Genomic DNA, 19452 nt, shown 5'->3' on the forward strand with positions numbered 1-19452 from the left:
CCAAGCACGGTGGCAAACGCATGACGCGCAGTCGCCGGCACTGCATGGACGGCACGCAGGAACCGGCAGATACGCGTTGTAGCTGCCGGTTCCATGCAGACCGCTATGCGCCTGGCGCCTGCACCGTCGTGTTCGATCGCCACCCCACAGATACATCCGGCGCCTGCTGCGCCGGGCAGCAGGTGAGTGACGTCGATACACGGGAACGCACTGCGACACTGGTTGCGATTCCGCACACCGCCTGCGCTGCACGATGGCCACATGCAGCATGCTGTTGGCCGCTCCATGGTTGATTTGTCGAGGAATTACATGCGCTCTACACGCCGCTTCTGGACGCCGACGCTGCTGGCGTTGGCATTATCCGTTTCCGCACACGCCGCCCAGCCTCCCGCCACGTTGTATCTCGGCGCGGACCTGTCCTACGTCAACGAGATGGAGGAATGCGGAGTGCAATATCGCGAGAACGGTGTGGTCACCGATCCGTTCGAACTGTTCCATGCGCATGGCGCCAATCTGGTGCGTGTGCGGCTCTGGAACGATGCACGCTGGACCAAGTACAGCGACCTGACCGACGTCAAAAAGACCATTGCACGCGCACGTGCACAAGGCATGCAGGTGCTGCTGGACCTGCACTATTCCGACGATTGGGCCGACGGCGAAAAACAGCTGATTCCCAAGGGCTGGGCCAGCATCACCGATACCGATGAACTGGCACGCACGCTCTACGGCTTCACCTACGACACGCTGAGCGCGCTTGATCGCGCCGGGCTGATGCCGGAGCTGGTGCAGGTGGGCAACGAAAGCAACTCCGACCTGATGGACAGCCAGCCCTGGGACAAGAAGCGCCCCATCGACTGGCAGCGCAACGCCAAGCTGTTCAACGCCGGCATCAAGGCGGTGCGCGACATGAGCGCGCGCTCCACGATCAAACCGCGGGTGATGCTGCATATCGCCCAGCCGGAAAATGTGGAGTCGTGGTTCGCCGCCGCCACCAAGGCCGGCGTCACCGACTTCGACCTGATCGGCATCAGCTACTACCGCAAGTGGTCCACCCAATCGATGGCGCAGTTGGGCAAGACCATCCAGCGCTTGCGTGGCCGCTTTGATGCCGACGTGGTGGTGGTGGAAACCGCCTACCCGTGGACCCTGGAGTCCGGCGACACTTCGCAGAACCTGCTCGGCGAAGACTCGCTGATTGCTGGCTACCCGGCCACGCCGCAAGGCCAATCCAAGTACATGATCGATCTCACCCAGCTGGTGATCGACACCGGCGGTGCCGGCGTCGTGTACTGGGAACCGGCATGGACCAGTAGCAGCTGCAAGACGCGCTGGGGCACCGGTTCGTCGTGGGAAAACGCCAGCTTCTTCGATTTCAAGCATGGCAATGACGTGCTGCCGGCGATCGATTTCATGCACCATCCATACACCGGCGCGCCGCCCTCATACACGCCCGCAGCGCATACACCTGCATCGGCAAACCCAGCAGACGCCAGCACGAGGACACAGCCATGACCGGCATCAATCGCCGCGAGCTACTGCGCGGCATGCTTGCAAGCAGTGTGAGCGCCGCACTTCCTGTCGGCGCGGGTGCCGCGCTGGTGCCAGGCATTGCCGGCGCCGCATCGGCGACTGCCAAAAACACACCACCGGCTGGCCCATTAGGTGACGCAACGCTGGCGCCACGCGAGCGGCTGCTGTTCGACTTCGGCTGGCGCTTTCATCTAGGCCATGCCAGCGACCCGTCGCGCGATTTCGAATTCGGCACCTTCCAGCGCACCTTCGCCAAGGCCGGCAAGGACACCGCCACCGCTGCGCAATTGAGCTTCGACGACAGCAGCTGGCAACAGGTAGATCTGCCGCACGACTGGGCCGTGACCCTGCCCTTTCGCCCGGAGCCGATCTCCGCTTCGATGACCGAGGAAGACCCGGCGGCCGCACACGGCTATAAGGCGTTGGGAACGAGCTTTCCCGAAAACAGCGTGGGCTGGTATCGGCGCACGCTGCAGATTCCAGCCAGCGATCTGGGCAAGCGCATCTGCCTGGTGTTCGACGGCGTGTTCCGCGATTGCGTGGTGTTCTGCAATGGCCACATCGTCGGGCGCAATGCCAGCGGCTATTGCGGCTTCGAGGTCGACCTGAGCGAAGTGCTGGACTACGGCAAGCCCAACCTGATTACCGTCCGCGTGGATGCCACGCTGGGCGAAGGCTGGTTTTACGAAGGCGCCGGCATCTATCGCCATCTGTGGCTGCAGAAGACCGACCCCTTGCATCTGCCGCAGCACGGCGTGTTCGTGCGCAGCACCCTGCAGGGCGACAACGCCACTGCGCAGGTCTCTGCCGAAGTGCGCAACGACGGCACCGCCCCGCGCCAATGCAGCGTACAGGCCCGCATCACCGCCCCGGATGGACGCGTGGTCGCGCAGGCGGTGAGTGCTTCCATCACGGTGGCGCCAGGCCAGGTGCAACAGCTCGAACACACCCTCCCGCTAGGTCAGGCGGCCTTGTGGTCGATCGACACCCCACAGCTGTACACCCTGACCACCAGCGTGCACAGCGACGGCAAGGCCACCGACGCCGTGGTCACCGCCTTCGGCGTACGCAGCATCGCCTTCGACGCACAACGCGGCTTCCTGTTGAACGGCGCGCCACTCAAACTGCACGGCACCAACAACCATCAGGACCATGCCGGCGTCGGCACCGCGATCCCGGACGCCCTGCACGAATGGCGCCTGCGCCAGCTCAAGTCGATGGGCTGCAATGCGTATCGCAGCTCGCACAATCCGGCCACCCCCGAATTGCTCGCCCTGTGCGACCGGCTCGGCATGTTCGTGATCGAAGAAACCCGCCGCATGTCCACCGACCCCGAAGCGATGGGCGAACTGGAGACGATGGTGCGGCGCGGGCGCAATCATCCCAGCGTGATCCTGTGGTCGCTCGGCAATGAAGAACCACAGCAGGTCACCGAGCGCGGTGCGCGCATCGTGTCGCGCATGCAGCAGCGCGTACGTCAGCTCGACCCCACCCGCCCCACCACCTTTGCGATGGATAAAGGCTTCAGCGACGGCGTGGGCCAGGTGGTGGATGTGGTCGGCTTCAATTACCGCACCAGCCAGATGGACGGCTTCCACGCGCAATACCCCAATATCCCCATCTACGGCAGCGAAACCGGCAGCACCGTGTCGGTGCGCGGCAATTACCAGCGCGACGACGCACGCGGCTATACACGCGCCTACGACCTGGACCACCCCTGGTGGGCGAGCACCGCCGAAGCGTGGTGGAGCTACGTCGCCCAACGCCCCTATATCGCCGGCGGTTTCATCTGGACTGGCTTCGACTACCGCGGCGAACCAACCCCGTACAACCGTTGGCCCAATGTGGCCTCGCAATTCGGCGTACTCGATAGCTGCGGCTTCCCCAAGGACAACTACTGGTACTACCGCGCGCAGTGGACGCGCGAGCCAGTGCTGCATCTGTTCCCGCACTGGAACTGGGACGGTCTGCTGCAACCCGAAGACAACGGCCACCTCGCCGTCTGGTGCCATAGCAATCTCGACGCGGTGGAGTTGCTGGTCAACGGCGTCAGCCAGGGCCTGCAGCAGGTGCCGGCCTACGGCCATGTCGAATGGCGGGTGAAATACGCCCCCGGCGTCATCGAAGCGCGCGGCTATCGTGGGGGCGCACTGGTGCTCAGCGAACGCCGTGAGACCGTTGGCAAGCCCGCCGCGATCCGCCTGAGTTGCGACCGCAACGCACTACGTGCCGATGCAGAAGATGTGGCAGTCGTGAAAGTGGAGATCGTCGATGCGCAAGGCCGCTTGGTACCCAACGCCAACAACCAGGTGAACTTCGCCCTGCGCGGCCCCGCGCGTCTGATCGGCGTCGGCAACGGCGACCCCAGCAGTCACGAAGACGACAAGGCGCCGCAGCGCAAGGCCTTCAACGGACTGTGTGCTGCGCTGTTGCAGACCACCAGAAGCAGCGGCGATATCGTGCTGCAGGCCAGCACGCCCGGATTGCGCCCGGCTACGCTGCGCCTGCAGGCTGCCAAGTCGGCCCTACGGCCGTCGGTGGGCTAAGCGCGGCTACCAAAACGTCGCGAGCAGTCGTCAGGTGGGCGTGGACGGCGCGGAGGAACCGGAGTGTAGGCGTGGTACATGCCGCACCGAGCACCGGCCGCGCCCGCCTGGCGGTGAGCACAGTCATGTTATTAGCTGCTCTAAACCCCGGCCATCAAGTGCAGTTCGCCGCTGTGTCGACTCCCCGCAATTCAGTGCCAGCTAAAAATAGAGGTCTGCAGTTGATGCTGATCACGGAACTCGGCGAGCGTTAGCCGGCCCAGGCTGTCGTGCGGTATCTGTTGGTTGTAGTCGGCCAGCCAGTGTTCGGTCTGTTCGCGGACCTCGCTCAGCGTGCGGAAGATGTGCATATCCAGCACGCCGCGCCGGTAGCTGCCGTTGAAGCGTTCAATGAAACCGTTTTGCATCGGCCGTCCCGGCTCAATGAAATCTAATGCGATACCTTTGCGCTCAGCCCACTCGGCCAAGGCCAATGCGACAACTCCGGGCCATTGTCCAAGCGAAGCTTAGCGGGATAGCCGCGCCAGGCTGCGATGTGTTCCAACGTGCGGATGACGCGGGCCGCCGGAAGATTCAAGTCCACTTCGATCGCCAAGGCTTCCCGAGTGAAGTCGTCAATGACATTGAACGTGCGGAAACGCCGACCATCCCACAGCGCATCGGACATGAAGTCGATTGACCATCCAGCATTGGGTCGCTCTCCGCATGCCAGCGGCTGTGGATGGCGCGTCGGGACCCGACGCCTGCTGCGACGACGCTGATTAAGCTTCATCAGGCAATACACGCGCCAGACCCTCTTGTGATTCCACACATGTCCGCGACGGCGGATGATCTGAAAGAGCTTTCCAAAACCACGCTCGGGAAAACGCTCGGCCAAGTCGGACAACAGCGCAATGACCTCCTCGTCGCGATCGGGACCACGCCGATAGCGCGCTGTCGAGCGAGCCACCCCAACCACCGCGCAGGCCCGGCGCTCGCTCCAGCCATGTTGATCGGTGAGCCAGACAAGAAGCGGGCGGTTGTGCGCTGGGTCTACAACTTTTTTGCGATGACATCCTTGAGTGCATGGTTTTCCATCGCGAGCTCGGCATACATGCGCTTGAGCTTGCTGTGTTCGGTCTCCAGGTCGCGAAGGCGCTGCACATCAGCTGCCTCCATGCCACCGTACTTGGACTTCCAGACATAGTACGTCGCGTCGGAAATACCCAGCTCACGGCACACACCCTTGACCTGGCGGCCGCCCTCAACCTGCTTCAGCGTGGCGACAATTGGCTTTCTGTGAACCTGCTCTTGCGCATCGTTGGTCTCCTTGGTGGCTAGTGTGCCGGAGACCTCTAGTTATGGCTGGGTCCATTTACGGGAGGCTGACAATCGTGCGCTGACTTTTTGCCAACCAAAGTCAAAAGCAAAGCCAAAACCAAATGGATACTAGCTCAACAGAGACTTGGGCCCGCGCTTTTTCAAGCTATACCCATTTTTTAAGCCGCGTTGCAATAAGTGCATAAATGCGCGCCCTGAACGAGGAAATATCGAGTAATAACATCACATTTGCGTCCTCCTGAAAAAATAAATCGCCTCAAATTTGGTAACTAATTGAGACAAGCAACTGCGCGTCATCACTTATCGAAACCAAAATAAATACATAACAATAAGTTACATCGGGACTTACTGAAGAAATCAAGGCTATTTGTTGCGGATTGTGGCAAGAGCTGACACATAACCAGTTGGACCGTCGTTTATGTTCCCCCCACTTCCACCCGATGGCTCTTGTAAACCTTCCTCACTTACACATCAGGGGTCGGGCCTCAACGTAATGATTTCGGCAGTGGCAGAGAAAGAGCCAACACCTCAAATATTTATCGAGTGCGATCATCGCGTTCGAGACGTGCCTTCTTATAATCCCTATCCGAAGCGACCCCACCATGAATTCATTAATCGAAAGCAGGTACAACTATTCGTCCGCCGCACTACTTGGAGCCGCACTCGTCGGCGCCGCGATCTACTTTTACAGTATATCCGGCGCTACGCCAGATCAGAAATCAATGGAAGAAAAGCACCTTGCAACGCATCGCACTGTCACTGGCGGATCCATACAGGCCCTGAACTCATACCGGCTGGGGGATAGCTTGCGTTCTGGAAATTTCGTAGCGGATCAGCCTTATGAAGTGCCTTTCAGCGCGGAGAACGTTGTGGCGCATTTGAACGAATTTTTTGATAGATTCTACGCCCAACCACCAATGCCTCAATCTGAGATAGATGCCTTTACCGCTCAACTGACAAGAGCAATGGAGGCAAGCCCGGAGACCCAGAAGCGGATTGCGAGTTTCTACGCAGCTATCCCTGGGAATCAGCCAATGCACCGCAACATGGTGCGTGACATGCTTGCCGGCAGTCCAGTGGGTAGGCAGATGATGCTGGATGAAGCAAAACGGGTGTGGTCAAGCAAGGACACGTCCCTTTATCAAGACATGTATGAAACTTACTACGGCTTTCGTGGACAAGCTTCTCACGCGATCATTTCCGACGCCGTGGCCCGGCTGAACGACACAAGTCTGGATAAGGGTACAGCAATCGCCGCCTTGAATTTGGTCAGCACTCTCGAAAAAGACGACACGGTTGAAGGCGGGCAATTAAGAAAGTCCGCCACATCCCAGATGGATTCACTTGCCTCTGGCACGGGAGATAGAGCAGTACGGGCGGTTGCCGCTCAAAAGCTCTATCAATTATCAACTCCAGAACATGCAGCGGATGCGGCAGTAGGATACCTTCAAAAGGACAGTACCAACCCGTTATTAATCAGGTTGACCCTTGATGCGATTAATAGCGGTGATGTCGAGCTGACACCTGCACTCCGATCAACACTGTCTAACGCCATGACAAGCGCCTCCACCGATCCCGCTCAACGCAAACATTTTAGTGAGCTAGTCAGCGGCAAATCCGCCGGCACCACCAGCACTGGCTCCCAGTAACGACCGCGACTATCAAACGAACTTCTCAACCATCTCAATCAGATCGTCAATTAAATAAAAAAGTCAACCAACCAGCACCAGCTAAAGTATTTGAGGCGCCAAAGTTACCTCTACATCAGCTAAATTTATTTCTTAGCCTGATTTTATTTCACTTTGAAAATTAATATATACATCCCCCCACCTGTCCCTAAACATAGCCCACCCAGGACAATCCCATGTCAAAACATCGTAATAGTTTATCTTTGGCCACGGCCTCGTTTCTTGTGCTTGCTTACGCCAGTACGGCATCCGCAACACATGTTTCAAATAACTTCACGGGCTGGGTAGGCCATGACCAGAAGGCTTTCTTCTTCAACCCTAGTAGTTGGGCGTCGTGCAATACTGGCGAAATTTGCGGCACAATGGAGGCCACAGTTGGGACGAGCCAGTGCCACGAACAATCGTTCAGCGTCGGAGCTAGCTTTGAGCCGCCAATCCCGCCGACCTGGGGAGTTTTCTCGTTAAGCGGCTCCGGTGGAATGGCCTGGAGTACGTGCCACGAAAGAAGCGAAACCTTTACATGCACGTCCTCTCCCGGCATCCAGGTCAGAGGTGTGGAGCACATTGGAGAGCGTGTGGGGACGATAAAGCTTACAGGTGGCACACCAAATGAGGTACGAGTGCCGGCTGATAAGTCGTGCCCAGCTCACTGGCAGTTTACGCAATACATAGGGGCTCGCGGAGGCAATCAGAAACAATGCATCTACAATAACCACGGAGACACCGTCACCGGATATCTGCCAGAGTTTCAGCGCCTTAAATGCGACTGGCAATGGTTGCCTGGCCATCCGAAACCTGGCGAAAAGCCGCCGGCTTGACATGTATTGATAACAAACGTTGACCGGGCTAAGAGTTGTTATTTTCGGGCCCTGTTGCGCTAAATCCGCGCTTGCGTGGTTCGCAGGCGCGGCTCCCGCGTAGGAACCCGCGTGCAGCCACGTCGCAGCGAGCAATAATGCTTGTACCCCTCATACGCCCTGGCGAATTCTATCGCAAGAGGATGTTGGGGGTTCTTGGGGCGCGACCCAGAATAGCCGCGTCGCATACGAGTGCTGCTCTTTTAAGAGGCTCACCGCGGCCTCACGATTTAGACAGTCCATACACTACAAACAGCTGTGCCTTTCAATCTCCGGCAACGAAGCACCACCGGCTCACAAATGTGTTTGCAAGGCGGTGCTAGTAGTTGCCTGCTGCGGTCGTCGTACTCGTGGATAGGTGCAGGTATGCAAGCCTAAGTAACTTGGCTTTTGGTCGCGTGCCAGTCAACGCAGTTGTCCGCCGATGAGCGATCCAGCAAAGCAACGCGTTCACCCTCGCCATACGCGAGTGCGCCACTGCCGGTACGACGTGCTCCGGACACAGCGCGATCTCCACAACACGTCCCAATTACACTCATGATCTCGTTGGAGTTCTCACGCAGGAACGTGCCGGCATTCAACACAGCGCGGTCAGGTGCCATGTAGTCGCCCCTGAAAAACCACTCTCAAGCACCAAATGCCATGGTTGCCGAGCACATAATGCTTGAGGACGTTGAGGAACGCGCCCCCAGCACCTGCAACCAGGCACGCAAAATGCGATCCAGCGCAGCAGCCACCGCAGGTTGTCGCCAGCGGCGCGGCCGAACACGTGCAGTTCATCGACCTGGGCGCCTTTGAGATGGCAGCGATTCAAGCGGCGGTCCTGTTTCAGATGTCCGATCACCGGCTCTACCGCTTGCCTTCGTTTGATCCAGCTCCATTGCCGTCGTGTCAGCGTCTTGGCGTTGCCCCGATTCAGGATCTGCACACCCTCCACGTCGCGCCCGCGATACCCCAGGTCCACGATCGCCACCGGCGGGGTGACACTCACATCCTGGAGCAACCCGCGCGTCTGTTCCAGTTGCTCGGCCAACGTATCGCCGTCGTTGGAATTGCCGGGAAAGCTGCGTGCGCCCACGATCAAGCCCTTGCGCGCACTCACCGCAATGCCGACCTTGACACCAAATTCGTACGGGCGCCTTGCCTTGCCCTTGCTGATGCATTCCCCTTCCGGCGCGTGCAACGCGCAGAGTTTTTGTGTGTCCCTGGGACGCTGTGTCAACAACCGGTGTGCGCGCTCCAAGCAGACACCGATGCGCTCACGCACCGACGGTTCCAGCTGGGCCAGCTTGCGTTGCAGATCGCGTAGTACGCGTCCCAGGATCGTGCGCTGGCGTCGCAGCACCTTGCGCATGCGCTTGAACTGGCGCGCATGCGCATAGCACCCGGCCTTGCGGCTCAACGCCGGACCTTGACGCGCATCGCTCTGCCGCAGTGCGATGCCGTGTCGCTTGGCCAGCAGCACCAGCTTCTTGCGCGCCACCTCAAGCAAACGGCTGTCGGTGGGAGGGGCGATCGCTTTTTCCTGCACGGTTGTATCCACGATCACCCGCGACACCTCACCTGCATCCACCGCCTTCATCGCATGAGCGGTGTTGATCGTATGCGCCAACAACTCTTCCATACCGGCTTCGCCCAGACGCTGTCGCCAACGTGTCAGGGAGCTGGGATCGCACGGCAAGCAGGTCTGGAACACGACCTCGCCGGTGAAAAACTGCCAGTACGGATTTTCCAGCCAACGTCCGCACACCGCTTCATCGGACAGGTCGTAGGCGTGCTTGGGGTAGAGCAGCCCGGCGATCAGGCGCATCGGCAATGCGGGTCGACCGCCTGTGCCGGTGGTGACCGGCAACCGTGGCGACAGTGCCTGCTCCAACGCACTCCACGGCAGCCGGTGGCTCAGCTGGACCAGGGGATGGCGCAAGTCGATCTGGTTCTCCAAACGCGAACCAAACAACTCATCGGCAGGCAACTGCTCGGCGGCTGGACGGCGTGTACGCATGGGCGAAAACTGCCAGAAACCGGTCCGTAGAGTAATGAAAACTGACAATGCCAGCACACCTAAAACGCAGGTCAAGCCTTGCAATGGATGCGGCCGGGGGGGCCAGGGGCGACCATGTAAGCGGTGCGCAGGCCCTGCAAACCCGGCAGTTTGGAGACACGACCAGTGCCGACGCTGCTTGTATAGAGTGTCGCGATCCGTGGTGTTTCCTATACGTCCCACGCCGGTCCACGGTACACCTCATCGCTCCTGACGCAACGCCTTGCCGGGTGGCTGAGTAACTGGGGCGCCCTGGTGTGGACGCGCTGCCGCTGGCGCACGAAGCCGGCGCAGTCACCTAGACCGCAGCTCGGTACTCGACGCTTCTCAGGCCACTAGTCTTACGTGTCCGACGCAGACGTATCCAGATCGCTCGCAATAGCGCCGCATTCTGCAGTCCCACGCCTGGAACTGCTCCAACTTAAAGGCCTCCAGAGGGCGCGGGTCGTTGGCCAGTATTTTCTTGTACGCAACATACGCAAGGCGCTGGGACAACAGCGCATCGCACGCCTTTTCCGCATGAATGGATCCAGATGCGAGACCGGCATCGCTTTCAGCAATGTGGCGTGTGCCAAGCGCGAAACTGCCTCGCCGCAACGATGCGTCCCCGCACGGCTCATGGCCGCGCGGAAGCACAAGCGCTCAACGCAAGCGCGAAAACGCACCGATCCCCGCGATCGCCAGCCGCTCTGCGGGCACCGCCGTTTCAGCGAACGACAGCCGCAGATAGCGGATCTGGCGAACCTCGGGGAAATTCAGGCGCTGGGTCGAGAGCGCGTAGGCGATATTGGACAGCTCGCCGGCGCCGGCGGGCTGCCAGTGCTGGCCATCTTCGCTGGTTTCGGCGCGATAGCCCTTCGGTGGCGCCGCACCGTTCATCACCGTGCGCGAGGGCGTGAGGCTGAAACCGGCCACCTGATGCAGCGCACCGAGGTCCATGGTCACCTGCGCGGGATGGCCCGGCGTGGGAGCGGGCGTGATCCAGATCGTGCTGGCATTGTCGTCCAGCAACGTGTCCGCCCCTGGCGCGCTCGCCTCGACGATGCGCCAACAGGCGGTGGACAGCACGTCCGGCGCGTTTGCCGTGGGGCGTGCGACCGGCACCGGCGCCACGGCGCGGAACAGCGCGAATTCGCTGATCGCCGGGCACACCGGCGCCTCAAGCACGACCAGGCGCACCCGGCGCGCGGCAACCGGGCGCTCCAGCCGCACGATGCGCTGTGCACCGATACATTGCGCTTCGGCCAGCCGCTGCCATTGCCCATAGACCTCGGCTTCGACCGCAAAGCGGGTGACGCGCACGCCCAGCGGCAGGTACTCGCGCAACCGGATCAGGTCAAAGCTGTGTACCGCAGACAGCTCCAACGTCAGCGTGGGCGTGGTCATCTCATCCGGTGTGGACCAGTAGCTGTCCGGCTGCCGATCAAGCACGCGCGCCGGCTCGAACCCAGCACCGCGCGACGCACTGGCGCTGGCCTTGGCGCCCTTGGCCAGATCGATGGCGAAGCTGGCGCGGATTGCGTCGCCGAAACTCTGCAGCACCGCCACATCGTGGTCGGCGATGCGGCCGCGTCGGTCGGGCGGGAGATTGAGGTTCATGTTGGTGCCGCGCGCGACGGAAGTGTCGAAATAGCGCACCAGGTTCTCCGGGCTGCGCACCTTGCCATCTTCATCGGCATGGTAGAACCAGCCCGGGCGGATCGAGGTATTGGTTTCGGCCGGCCACCACAGCGCCCCGCCACGCACCCCGGAGTTGCCGTTTTCCTGTGTGTAGGGCGCATTGGGCATGGTGGGCCAGGACGGATCGCCGGCGACACCATCCTCGTTGCCGCCCCACCGGATATCGGCGCCGAGCGGGTCGAAGGTGCAGGCCATCGGCTGGTGCCGATGCACCAGCTCGATCATGCGTGGCCAGTTGTAGTAAGCGGGCGCATCGATCTTGCGCGCTTCGCGCGCTCCACCGTAATAGCCGTCGCCACCATTGGCGCCATCGAACCAGAACTCGAACAGGTCGCCATAGCCCGTGCATAGCTCGACGATCTGCTTGCGGAAATAGTCGAGATAGCCGGGCCGCCCATACTCGGCGTGGTTGCGATCCCAGGGCGAGAGATAGAGGCCGAACGCCAGGCCAGCGCGTCGACACGCCGCGGCCATCTCACCGACGATGTCGCCTTTGCCGTTCTTGTACGGCGAGTTCCGGATGCAATGCTCGGTCAAACGCGTCGGCCAGAGACAGAACCCATCGTGGTGCTTGGCCGTAAAAATGAGCCCTTTCAGATTGCCAGCCTTGGCAGCAGCGACGATCTGATCGGCTGAAAAATCGCTGGGATCGAATTTGCGCGGATCCTCGTCGCCGTAGCCCCATTCCTTGTCGGTAAAAGTATTCATCGCAAAATGCACGAAGGCGTATTGCTCCCACCGATGCCACCGTAGCTGTCGCTTGCTGGGCAGCGCACCCCACGGTGCCGGCCCGTTTGCGCGCGGCGTCTGTGTGATCCGCGCCGCCGGGGAACTGAAGCTGGCGGCAGCGGCCACCACACCCGTGGCAAGAAAAGTACGACGATCGATCATTGGCACCTCCGACTTTGCACAAGTTTCGATCTTAGCTTTTCCAAAGGCGAAAGAGTCCTACCCCCGAAGCAACAGGCGGTGATGCAAGGCACCGCGCACAGGCCGCTGCGCGGCTGGCCTTGAATCGCGTGCGACGCACGCTGCGCGGAAGTGTGGTTTGACGGCCGATTGTCTTTCTACGCTGCGCTGTTGGCGCTTGCATGGCGACTCATCTTCCGCACGCGAAGCGAGCTGCGTGAACAGAGACAACAATGGCTAACTGATGACACCCAACAAAGACCGTACGACAACCCGGGCGAGCCAACATCTGCCATTTTTTGTCATCACGATTGACCGCAGGCGCCCTATTTTGGCTGCACTGAAGTGCGCGGACCACAGAGACGTTGCGTCACAGCAGTTGCTTGGGCTGCTTGTGCATCCCCCTTCGATGCCAGGACGCCCTGGTCGTCAGCCGTACGCACTAACGAAGATGCTGCGGATTGATCTGCTGCAGCATTTGGACGCCAGCGATCCGGCAATGGATAAAACGCTGCACGAGTCCCCATCTCGCGACATTTGCCAAGCTCAAGCCCACGACGCGCGTCATCTCGGCCGTGGCATTTGAACTTCAAGCATCCCGCAGGTTGTGCGGAGCTTTCTGCATCGGGGCAATTAAGCAGGCGTCACGGACATACACCGCTCTCCGTCTGTTGCTTTGCGTTTTCTACGGAGGCGAGAACGCTCGACCGCGGATCTATTGCCTATCCACATCGCGCGGAAAATAGCGACGAAACTTTTCTTCCCAGGCCTGGAATTGTTCCAGCGTGTACTCATCCATTGGCCGTTCCACCGAGGCGACTGCCTTGTTCTGTGCAACGATCGCGATCCGCTGAGACGACAGTTCGTCCCAGGCCTTCCGCAAGGCCGCCGGATCGGGATGCGACACCAGCATGGCTTCCAGCAGCGTGGCCTGCGCAACACGCGCGGCCAGCAGGTCGCTGAGCGCATCGGTCACTGCGCGCATCCATTCCTCGTTACGAGTGTCCATTCCAAGCGTACCGCGAGCATTGAGAGTGCCGCAGCGTAGCGCCTGTACGTCAACGGCAATGTGCAGTGCGCCTGATCGGTCACCGGCCGCGCAATGGCCTGGGCGATGAACACCAGAAACCCAGCGCATTGTCAGTCGGTTTTTCCCTGACAGCGGGGGAAATACCGGCTAAACGCGAGCTCGGCCGCAGGATTTCAGTTCTGTGGTGGTTGGTCGCTATCCCGTTGCCGAGCCATCACGCGTACTTCACGCGCCCGCGGGTCGGTGCCTTCTTTATGGACACCAGGACCACCTACATGACTGCTTACTTGCAACGCTATAACGTCGGCCGCCGCCTAGGCGCTGCATTTGGAATCCTGATCTTGCTGTCGAGCCTGCTCGTGGCGATCGGCCTGGTCACCATGGCCAACGCCAAGCAGCAATTGGACTTTATCGTTCTGGATCGCATGGCCAAGATCCAGATCGGCAACGGCATGCTGGACGCGAACTCCACGATCATGATCGCGCTGGGCACCTACTCTATGGCAACCAGCCCCGAGCTCGACGCCGAAGCGCTGGCGACCATCAAGGAGCAACGCCAGCGCTACAGCGACCTGCGCGCCAAGCTCGACACGCTGCCCAGCTCGGAGGAAGGCCGCAAGATTCGTACAGTGCTGGACGAGCGGCGCACGATCTCGGCCAAGATCAACGACGAGGTCATGAAACTGGCGGCCGCAGACGACAATGCACCGGCGCAGGCGCTGCTGAGTGCGAAGGCACGCCCGGCCACCATGGCGTGGCAGGACAAGATCCGCGAGCTGGTCACCCGCCAGGAAGATCAGAGCCATCAGGCCTATACCGAAGCGGTTGCGTCGATGAAACGCGGCAAGCTGCTGATCAGCCTGGGCGGTATCGCTGTCGTGGCGATCAGCAGCCTGCTGGCCTGGCTGATCACCCGCAGCCTGACCCAACCGCTCGCGCGTGCGACCAAGGCAGCCGAGGCCATCGCCAACGGTCAGCTGGATAACAACGTCCAGACCGACGCGCAGGACGAAACCGGCCGCCTGCTGCGCGCCATGAGCGGCATGCAGACACAGCTGCAAGCCTTGCTCAGCGCCCAGGGCGACATGGCCAAGCGCCACAACGATGGGCAGATCAGCTTCCGTATCGATACCAACGCATTTCCCGGCGACTACGGCCGCATGGCGCAGGACACCAACACCCTGGTCGCCTCGCATCTAGCCGTGCAGACCACGCTCGCGCGCATCATGGGCCGCTATGCCATCGGCGACCTGAGCGAGAGCATGGACGCGCTGCCCGGCGAAAAAGCCGTACTCACCCAGACCATGAACGAGGTCAAGGCCAATCTGTCGGCGATGAATACCGAGATCAAGCAGCTGGCGCAGTCGGCGGCCAACGGCGATTTCAGCGCGCGCGGCGATGCCGACCGCTTCCAGTACGACTTCCACATCATGGTCGATAGCCTCAACCAGCTGATGGCCACCGCCGATGGCAATCTGCAATCGCTGTCGTCGCTGCTGCAATCCATCGCCGCAGGCGACCTGACCGCACGCATGAGTGGCGACTTCAAGGGGGTGTTCGCACAGATGCGCGACGACGCCAATGCCACCGCCACACAGCTGGCCGAAATTGTCGGGCGCATCCAGCACTCGGCGGTGTCGATCAATTCGGCCGCCAGCGAAATTGCCGCCGGCAATCAGGATCTGTCGCAACGTACCGAGCAGCAGGCCGCCAACCTGGAAGAAACCGCCGCATCGATGGAAGAACTCACCTCCACCGTGCGGCAGAACGCAGAACATGCGCGCCAGGCCAATCAGCTGGCGATCGGCGCTGCTAGCGTCGCCTCGCAGGGCGGCGACATCGTCAGCAAGGTCGTGGGCACGATGACCGGCATCGAAGCCTCGTCCAAGAAGATCGCCGACATCATCAGCGTCATCGACGGCATCTCCTTCCAGACCAACATCCTGGCACTGAACGCAGCGGTCGAAGCGGCACGCGCCGGCGAACAAGGCCGCGGTTTTGCGGTGGTCGCCAGCGAAGTGCGCACCCTCGCCCAGCGCTCCACCGCGGCGGCCAAGGAGATCAAGAGCCTGATCGACGATTCGGTCGAGCGCGTGGCCGAAGGCTCGGCACTGGTGCACAGCGCCGGCACCACAATGGCCGAGATCGTGGCGAGCGTGCAGCGCGTCACCGACATCATGGGCGAGATTTCCGCCGCCTCGCAGGAGCAGTCGGCCGGCATCGAACAGGTCAACCTCACCGTCACCCAGATGGACGAAACCACGCAGCAGAATGCCGCGCTGGTGGAAGAAGCCACCGCCGCCGCTCGCTCGATGGAAGAGCAGGCCGTGCAGCTCAGGCAGGCGGTGTCGATCTTCAAGATCGAAGCCGAACGCCCGTCGGTTGTGCGCGCAGCTGCACCGACCGTGCTGCATTCCAAGAAGCCGGCCGGCGTTGCCGCAGCGAAGCCACGCGTTGCCGCGACATCGATCAAGCGACCCGTCAGGCAAGCGGTGGTCGCCAGCGCGTCGAGCAATGGTGCTGATTGGCAAGAGTTCTAAGCCGGCGTTTTTAGCAAGAGATGGCGCAATACGAAGGCCGGCTGCGTGAGCAGCCGGCCTTCTGCATTGCACCCGATTGCCTTCCAATCAATGACGACGAGACAGCGGTCAGCTCCATTCGGCCAGCAACTGCGCCATCCGCGCCAGACCCAGCTCCAGTTCCGCAGGCGACACACCGCCCGCCCCCAACCGCAGGTGCTGCGGGCATGCATACGCACCACCGGACATCACAAACGTCTTGAACGGCGGCGCAAGCAACCGGCGACTGAAGGCATCGGCGTCGATCGGCAAGTCGAGATGCGCAAGACCGAGCAGGCCTGCCTGCGGCCGCTGCCATGTCAGTGCCGGCTGCTCGGCGACAAAGCGATCCAGTAGATCGATCCGCGCGCGCCCCATCGCACGCGAGTGCTCAACCGTCGCATCGAAATGCTCCGGTCGCAGCGCGACCTCGGCAATGCGCTCCCCCAGCACGTTCATGATCTCGCTGGTGTTTTCGCGTAGCACCATCGCCGCATTGAGCAAGGCTTGGTCGCGCGTCACCATCCAGCCGGTCCGCAAGCCCTGCAGGCCGAGCAGCTTCGACACGCTGCCGGTACTCACTCCGCGGTCGTAAAGGGTTGCGATGCGTGGGGTCTCTTGCCGATCCCACTCCAGACCGCGATAGACCTCGTCGGAAAGGATGTAGGCCCCCACGCGCTCTGCCGCAGCCACAATGCGCTGCAGCGTCGCCAGGTTCTCCACGCGTCCAGTCGGATTGTTGGGATTGCACAGGAAGATGAGCTTGGTCCTGGGCGTGACCAACGCTTCGAGCTGGTCGATATCCAGTGCCCAGTTGGATGCCTCCGAACGCGTCACCAACTTGGGCACCGCACCGATTTGCTGTGCCAGCACCAGCGGTTGCTGCCACCCCGGTGCATCGATGACGAACTCATCTCCGGCAGCGAGCAACTGTGTCAGCACCAAGTAGTTCGCCTCCTGCGCGCCGGCGGTGATCAGCACATCCTGCAACCCGCATGTGCTGGCATACCCATACTGCGCCAGCACCCGTTCGCGCAGCAGTGGCAAGCCTTGATAGTCCTCGCCGGTCCAATCCAGCGACTGCGCAGGATCCAGCTGCGCCAGATAGCGCTGCAATGGCGGCGAAGGCGACAACGAATAGGTGACGCAGGCATCAGGCTTGGCACGATGCGCGGTGAGCCATTGCTCCCAAAAACTGTTCGACGGCACAGGCATGCGTAAGACTCCCTTATCCCATGACGGCCGGGCATACGCCCAGCCCAAGCGAAGCATCGATCACCGCGCCACGTAAAATGCGTGCCTCATCGCGGCACAGGTAAAAGCACAGGTCGGCAATCTCCCGCGGCGCGATCAACCGCCCGCCGGGCAGCGATGCTTCAAGCGCCTGGCGTTGTTCGGCCGACAATGCATTCAAGGTACTGGCCTGAAACATCGGCGTATCGGTGGCGCCAGGACAGACAGTGAAGACATCGATACCTGTGCAGGCGTAGGTGGCCGCAAGTTGCCGCCCCAGAAACGCCACCGCCGCCTTGCTCATGCCATCGGCAGCGCGAAAGCGCGGAAAGTGCGTGATTCCGCCGTCCACCGAACTCATGAACACGATCTTGCCGTGTCCGCGCGCCAGCATGCTCGGGATAACATCCTCGCTGAGCCACAGCGGCCCCAGCGTATTGACCCGGAAAAACACCTCGTCCTGTTCCTTGTAGCTGGCCGCCGCACGTTCAACGGTCTTGGTGCCGACGCCAGCGTTATGGATCACGATGTCCAGCGGCAAAGACAGTACCTGCATCAGTTGCGCGTGGCTCTGCTGGTCGCCCACATCCAGCTCCAATGCGTGCACGTACTCATCGCCGACTTCATCGAGCAGCGCCTGCGCCCGTTGCCGGCTCTCCTCCCCCGGGCGGTAGGTAAAGCTCACCCTGTAACCGGCCTGCGCAAAAACGTGCACCAGCTCGACGCCGATACCTCCTGCACCGCCGGTAATCAGCACATGTTGACGATCGATCTCGATTGCATTCATCGCGCAACTCCCGCAGTGACGGCCTGCATCAGCGCATCTCGTTCGTCCAGCGCAGCAAAGGCGCCCTGCAACGCATCGCCCAGTCGAACCACATCCTCCATCGCGGCATAGACCTGCATGGAAACACGCAGCACGTAGCTCGCGTTGTCTGGCCACGCGTTCACTGCCACGTCGATGGCATGGGTGTCGTACAGCCAGTCCTGCAGCGCGGCCGCATCGGGATATGCCGCGCAGAGGCGAGGCGGCAGCGCGAACGCCACCATGCTTGCCAGGTGTTCATCGGTGGCCAGACGTTTCAGCGGCAATCGCGCCGTCAGGTACTGCGCACAGCGCAGCGCCGATGCATGGTGATGTGCGAACAGTGCAGGCAGGCCGCCAGGCAGCACGTTCTGCAGGAAAACGATCGCTTCGGGAATGCACAGCAACGGCGTCGGGTCGGAGGTACCCAGCCAATCGAATTCCAGATGCAGCCGCGGGCGAGCGCTGCTGTTGTCGCCGTAGCCGCGACTGATCACCGGCGGATGCACGCCCGCCTGACGATCGCGACGCACATGCAAAAATCCCGCGCCGCGCGGGCTGCACAGCCATTTATGGCAATCGCCCGCGTAATACGCCGCTCCGATCGCCTGCACATCCAACGGCAACATGCCTGGTGCATGCGCACCATCGACCACTGTATCGATGCCACGTTCGGCCAGCGCCGCGACCAGGGCTTTGATCGGAAATACGATCCCGGTCGGGCTGGTGACGTGATCCAACACGGCAAGCCGCGTGCGCGGGGTGACTCGTTCCAGCACGGCCTGCACCACACGCTGCGGGTCCGACACCGGCACGCCGACCTGCGCAACCACCACGGTGGCCCCGGTGTTGCCGGAGACAAAGTCGAGTAGATTGCGTGCAGACAAATACGCATGGTTGGTAGTCAGAATCTCGTCGTCGCGCGTAAAAGAACGCGAGCGCAGCACCGCGCTCAATGCGGTGGTCACGTTGGGCAGCAATACCAGGTCGACTGGATCGGCGCCGATGACCCCAGCCAGCGCCTCGCGCGAGGCATCTAATAAGCGCGGTAGATCGCGCAGGATGAACACAGACGGCAGCCGCTCGATCTGCGCACGAAACGCCGTCTGGCGTTCCAGTACAGCGTTGGGGCATGCCCCCAGCATGCCGTGATTGAGACAGGCGACGCCTGGATCGAGCGAAAAACGTTGCTTCATCCGCACAGCCGGTGCGTCGGATTCCCACGGTGATTGCATCAGACACGTCCTCTCGGCAA

Annotated in this window: 9 protein-coding genes, 1 other RNA gene and 3 pseudogenes; 5 read left to right on the forward strand and 8 right to left on the reverse strand. The window is 61.3% G+C overall.

The features are described 5' to 3' along the window. Window positions 1-309: 309 nt before the first annotated feature. Together ASF90_RS02425 and galA are read left to right on the forward strand one after the other, a co-directional pair. Window positions 310-1512 (forward strand): arabinogalactan endo-1,4-beta-galactosidase, encoded by a 1203-nt coding sequence (locus tag ASF90_RS02425; RefSeq protein ID WP_055845394.1) that lies wholly within the window; start codon window positions 310-312, stop codon window positions 1510-1512. Further along, window positions 1509-4076, forward strand: a complete 2568-nt coding sequence (gene galA / locus ASF90_RS02430) for a beta-galactosidase GalA (protein ID WP_055845396.1) — start codon at window positions 1509-1511, stop codon at window positions 4074-4076. The genes ASF90_RS02425 and galA overlap by 4 nt, the downstream gene beginning before the upstream one ends. 4 nt (window positions 4077-4080) lie before the next feature. Here the strand turns inward: galA and ASF90_RS21210 are convergent. Both ASF90_RS21210 and ASF90_RS21215 read right to left on the reverse strand, forming a co-directional pair. Next, window positions 4081-4156, reverse strand: a non-coding RNA gene (locus ASF90_RS21210) — sX9 sRNA. A gap of 111 nt (window positions 4157-4267) precedes the next feature. Then, window positions 4268-5374 (reverse strand): annotated as a pseudogene (locus tag ASF90_RS21215) (IS3 family transposase). 624 nt (window positions 5375-5998) lie between these two features. Between ASF90_RS21215 and ASF90_RS02445 the strand changes: the two are divergent. Further along, the gene (locus tag ASF90_RS02445; RefSeq protein ID WP_115560462.1) at window positions 5999-7045 is read left to right on the forward strand and encodes a hypothetical protein; all 1047 of its coding nucleotides are present in this window, start codon (window positions 5999-6001) and stop codon (window positions 7043-7045) included. A 1522-nt stretch (window positions 7046-8567) separates the two neighbouring features. Here the strand turns inward: ASF90_RS02445 and ASF90_RS02450 are convergent. Then, window positions 8568-9943 (reverse strand): annotated as a pseudogene (locus ASF90_RS02450) (IS5 family transposase). Between the two features lie 681 nt (window positions 9944-10624). Next, window positions 10625-12553 carry an alpha-L-fucosidase gene (locus tag ASF90_RS02455; protein ID WP_055845402.1) on the reverse strand — a complete coding sequence of 643 codons (1929 nt, stop codon included), beginning with the start codon at window positions 12551-12553 and terminating at the stop codon, window positions 10625-10627. A 391-nt stretch (window positions 12554-12944) separates the two neighbouring features. Here ASF90_RS02455 and ASF90_RS23770 point away from each other — a divergent pair. Further along, window positions 12945-13100: pseudogene (locus ASF90_RS23770) on the forward strand (IS5/IS1182 family transposase); the annotation flags it as partial. 186 nt (window positions 13101-13286) lie between these two features. On the opposite strand, the gene ASF90_RS02460 reads toward ASF90_RS23770, so the two are convergent. Further along, a complete protein-coding gene (locus ASF90_RS02460; RefSeq protein WP_055845404.1) occupies window positions 13287-13580 on the reverse strand; it encodes a hypothetical protein in 294 nt (97 codons plus the stop codon). 296 nt (window positions 13581-13876) lie between these two features. On the opposite strand from ASF90_RS02460, the gene ASF90_RS02465 reads away from it, so the two are divergent. Continuing rightward, entirely contained in the window at window positions 13877-16141 is a 2265-nt protein-coding gene (locus ASF90_RS02465) for a methyl-accepting chemotaxis protein (RefSeq protein ID WP_055846252.1), read from the forward strand. A 108-nt stretch (window positions 16142-16249) separates the two neighbouring features. On the opposite strand, the gene ASF90_RS02470 is transcribed toward ASF90_RS02465, so the two are convergent. The 3 genes from ASF90_RS02470 to ASF90_RS02480 are packed head-to-tail and all read right to left on the reverse strand — an operon-like array spanning window position 16250 to window position 19432. Further along, window positions 16250-17374, reverse strand: a complete 1125-nt coding sequence (locus ASF90_RS02470; protein ID WP_055845407.1) for a pyridoxal phosphate-dependent aminotransferase — start codon at window positions 17372-17374, stop codon at window positions 16250-16252. A gap of 13 nt (window positions 17375-17387) precedes the next feature. Beyond that, on the reverse strand, window positions 17388-18179 hold the full coding sequence (locus ASF90_RS02475) for an SDR family oxidoreductase (RefSeq protein WP_055845410.1): 792 nt from the start codon (window positions 18177-18179) through the stop codon (window positions 17388-17390). After that, window positions 18176-19432, reverse strand: a complete 1257-nt coding sequence (locus ASF90_RS02480; RefSeq protein ID WP_055845412.1) for an aminotransferase class V-fold PLP-dependent enzyme — start codon at window positions 19430-19432, stop codon at window positions 18176-18178. Before ASF90_RS02480 ends, ASF90_RS02475 begins: the two co-directional genes overlap by 4 nt. Window positions 19433-19452 lie beyond the last annotated feature (20 nt).

Origin of the sequence: Xanthomonas sp. Leaf148, from assembly GCF_001423585.1 — a bacterium.
Lineage (GTDB): Bacteria > Pseudomonadota > Gammaproteobacteria > Xanthomonadales > Xanthomonadaceae > Xanthomonas.

Excerpts from the sequence above, each read along its gene's own strand:
- ASF90_RS02425 (WP_055845394.1), top strand. The coding sequence starts at position 310 with ATGCGCTCTACACGCCGCTTCTGGACGCCGACGCTGCTGGCGTTGGCA.
- galA (WP_055845396.1), top strand. The coding sequence starts at position 1,509 with ATGACCGGCATCAATCGCCGCGAGCTACTGCGCGGCATGCTTGCAAGC.
- ASF90_RS02445 (WP_115560462.1), top strand. The coding sequence starts at position 5,999 with ATGAATTCATTAATCGAAAGCAGGTACAACTATTCGTCCGCCGCACTA.
- ASF90_RS02455 (WP_055845402.1), bottom strand. The coding sequence starts at position 12,553 with ATGATCGATCGTCGTACTTTTCTTGCCACGGGTGTGGTGGCCGCTGCC.
- ASF90_RS02460 (WP_055845404.1), bottom strand. The coding sequence starts at position 13,580 with ATGGACACTCGTAACGAGGAATGGATGCGCGCAGTGACCGATGCGCTC.
- ASF90_RS02465 (WP_055846252.1), top strand. The coding sequence starts at position 13,877 with ATGACTGCTTACTTGCAACGCTATAACGTCGGCCGCCGCCTAGGCGCT.
- ASF90_RS02470 (WP_055845407.1), bottom strand. The coding sequence starts at position 17,374 with ATGCCTGTGCCGTCGAACAGTTTTTGGGAGCAATGGCTCACCGCGCAT.
- ASF90_RS02475 (WP_055845410.1), bottom strand. The coding sequence starts at position 18,179 with ATGAATGCAATCGAGATCGATCGTCAACATGTGCTGATTACCGGCGGT.
- ASF90_RS02480 (WP_055845412.1), bottom strand. The coding sequence starts at position 19,432 with ATGCAATCACCGTGGGAATCCGACGCACCGGCTGTGCGGATGAAGCAA.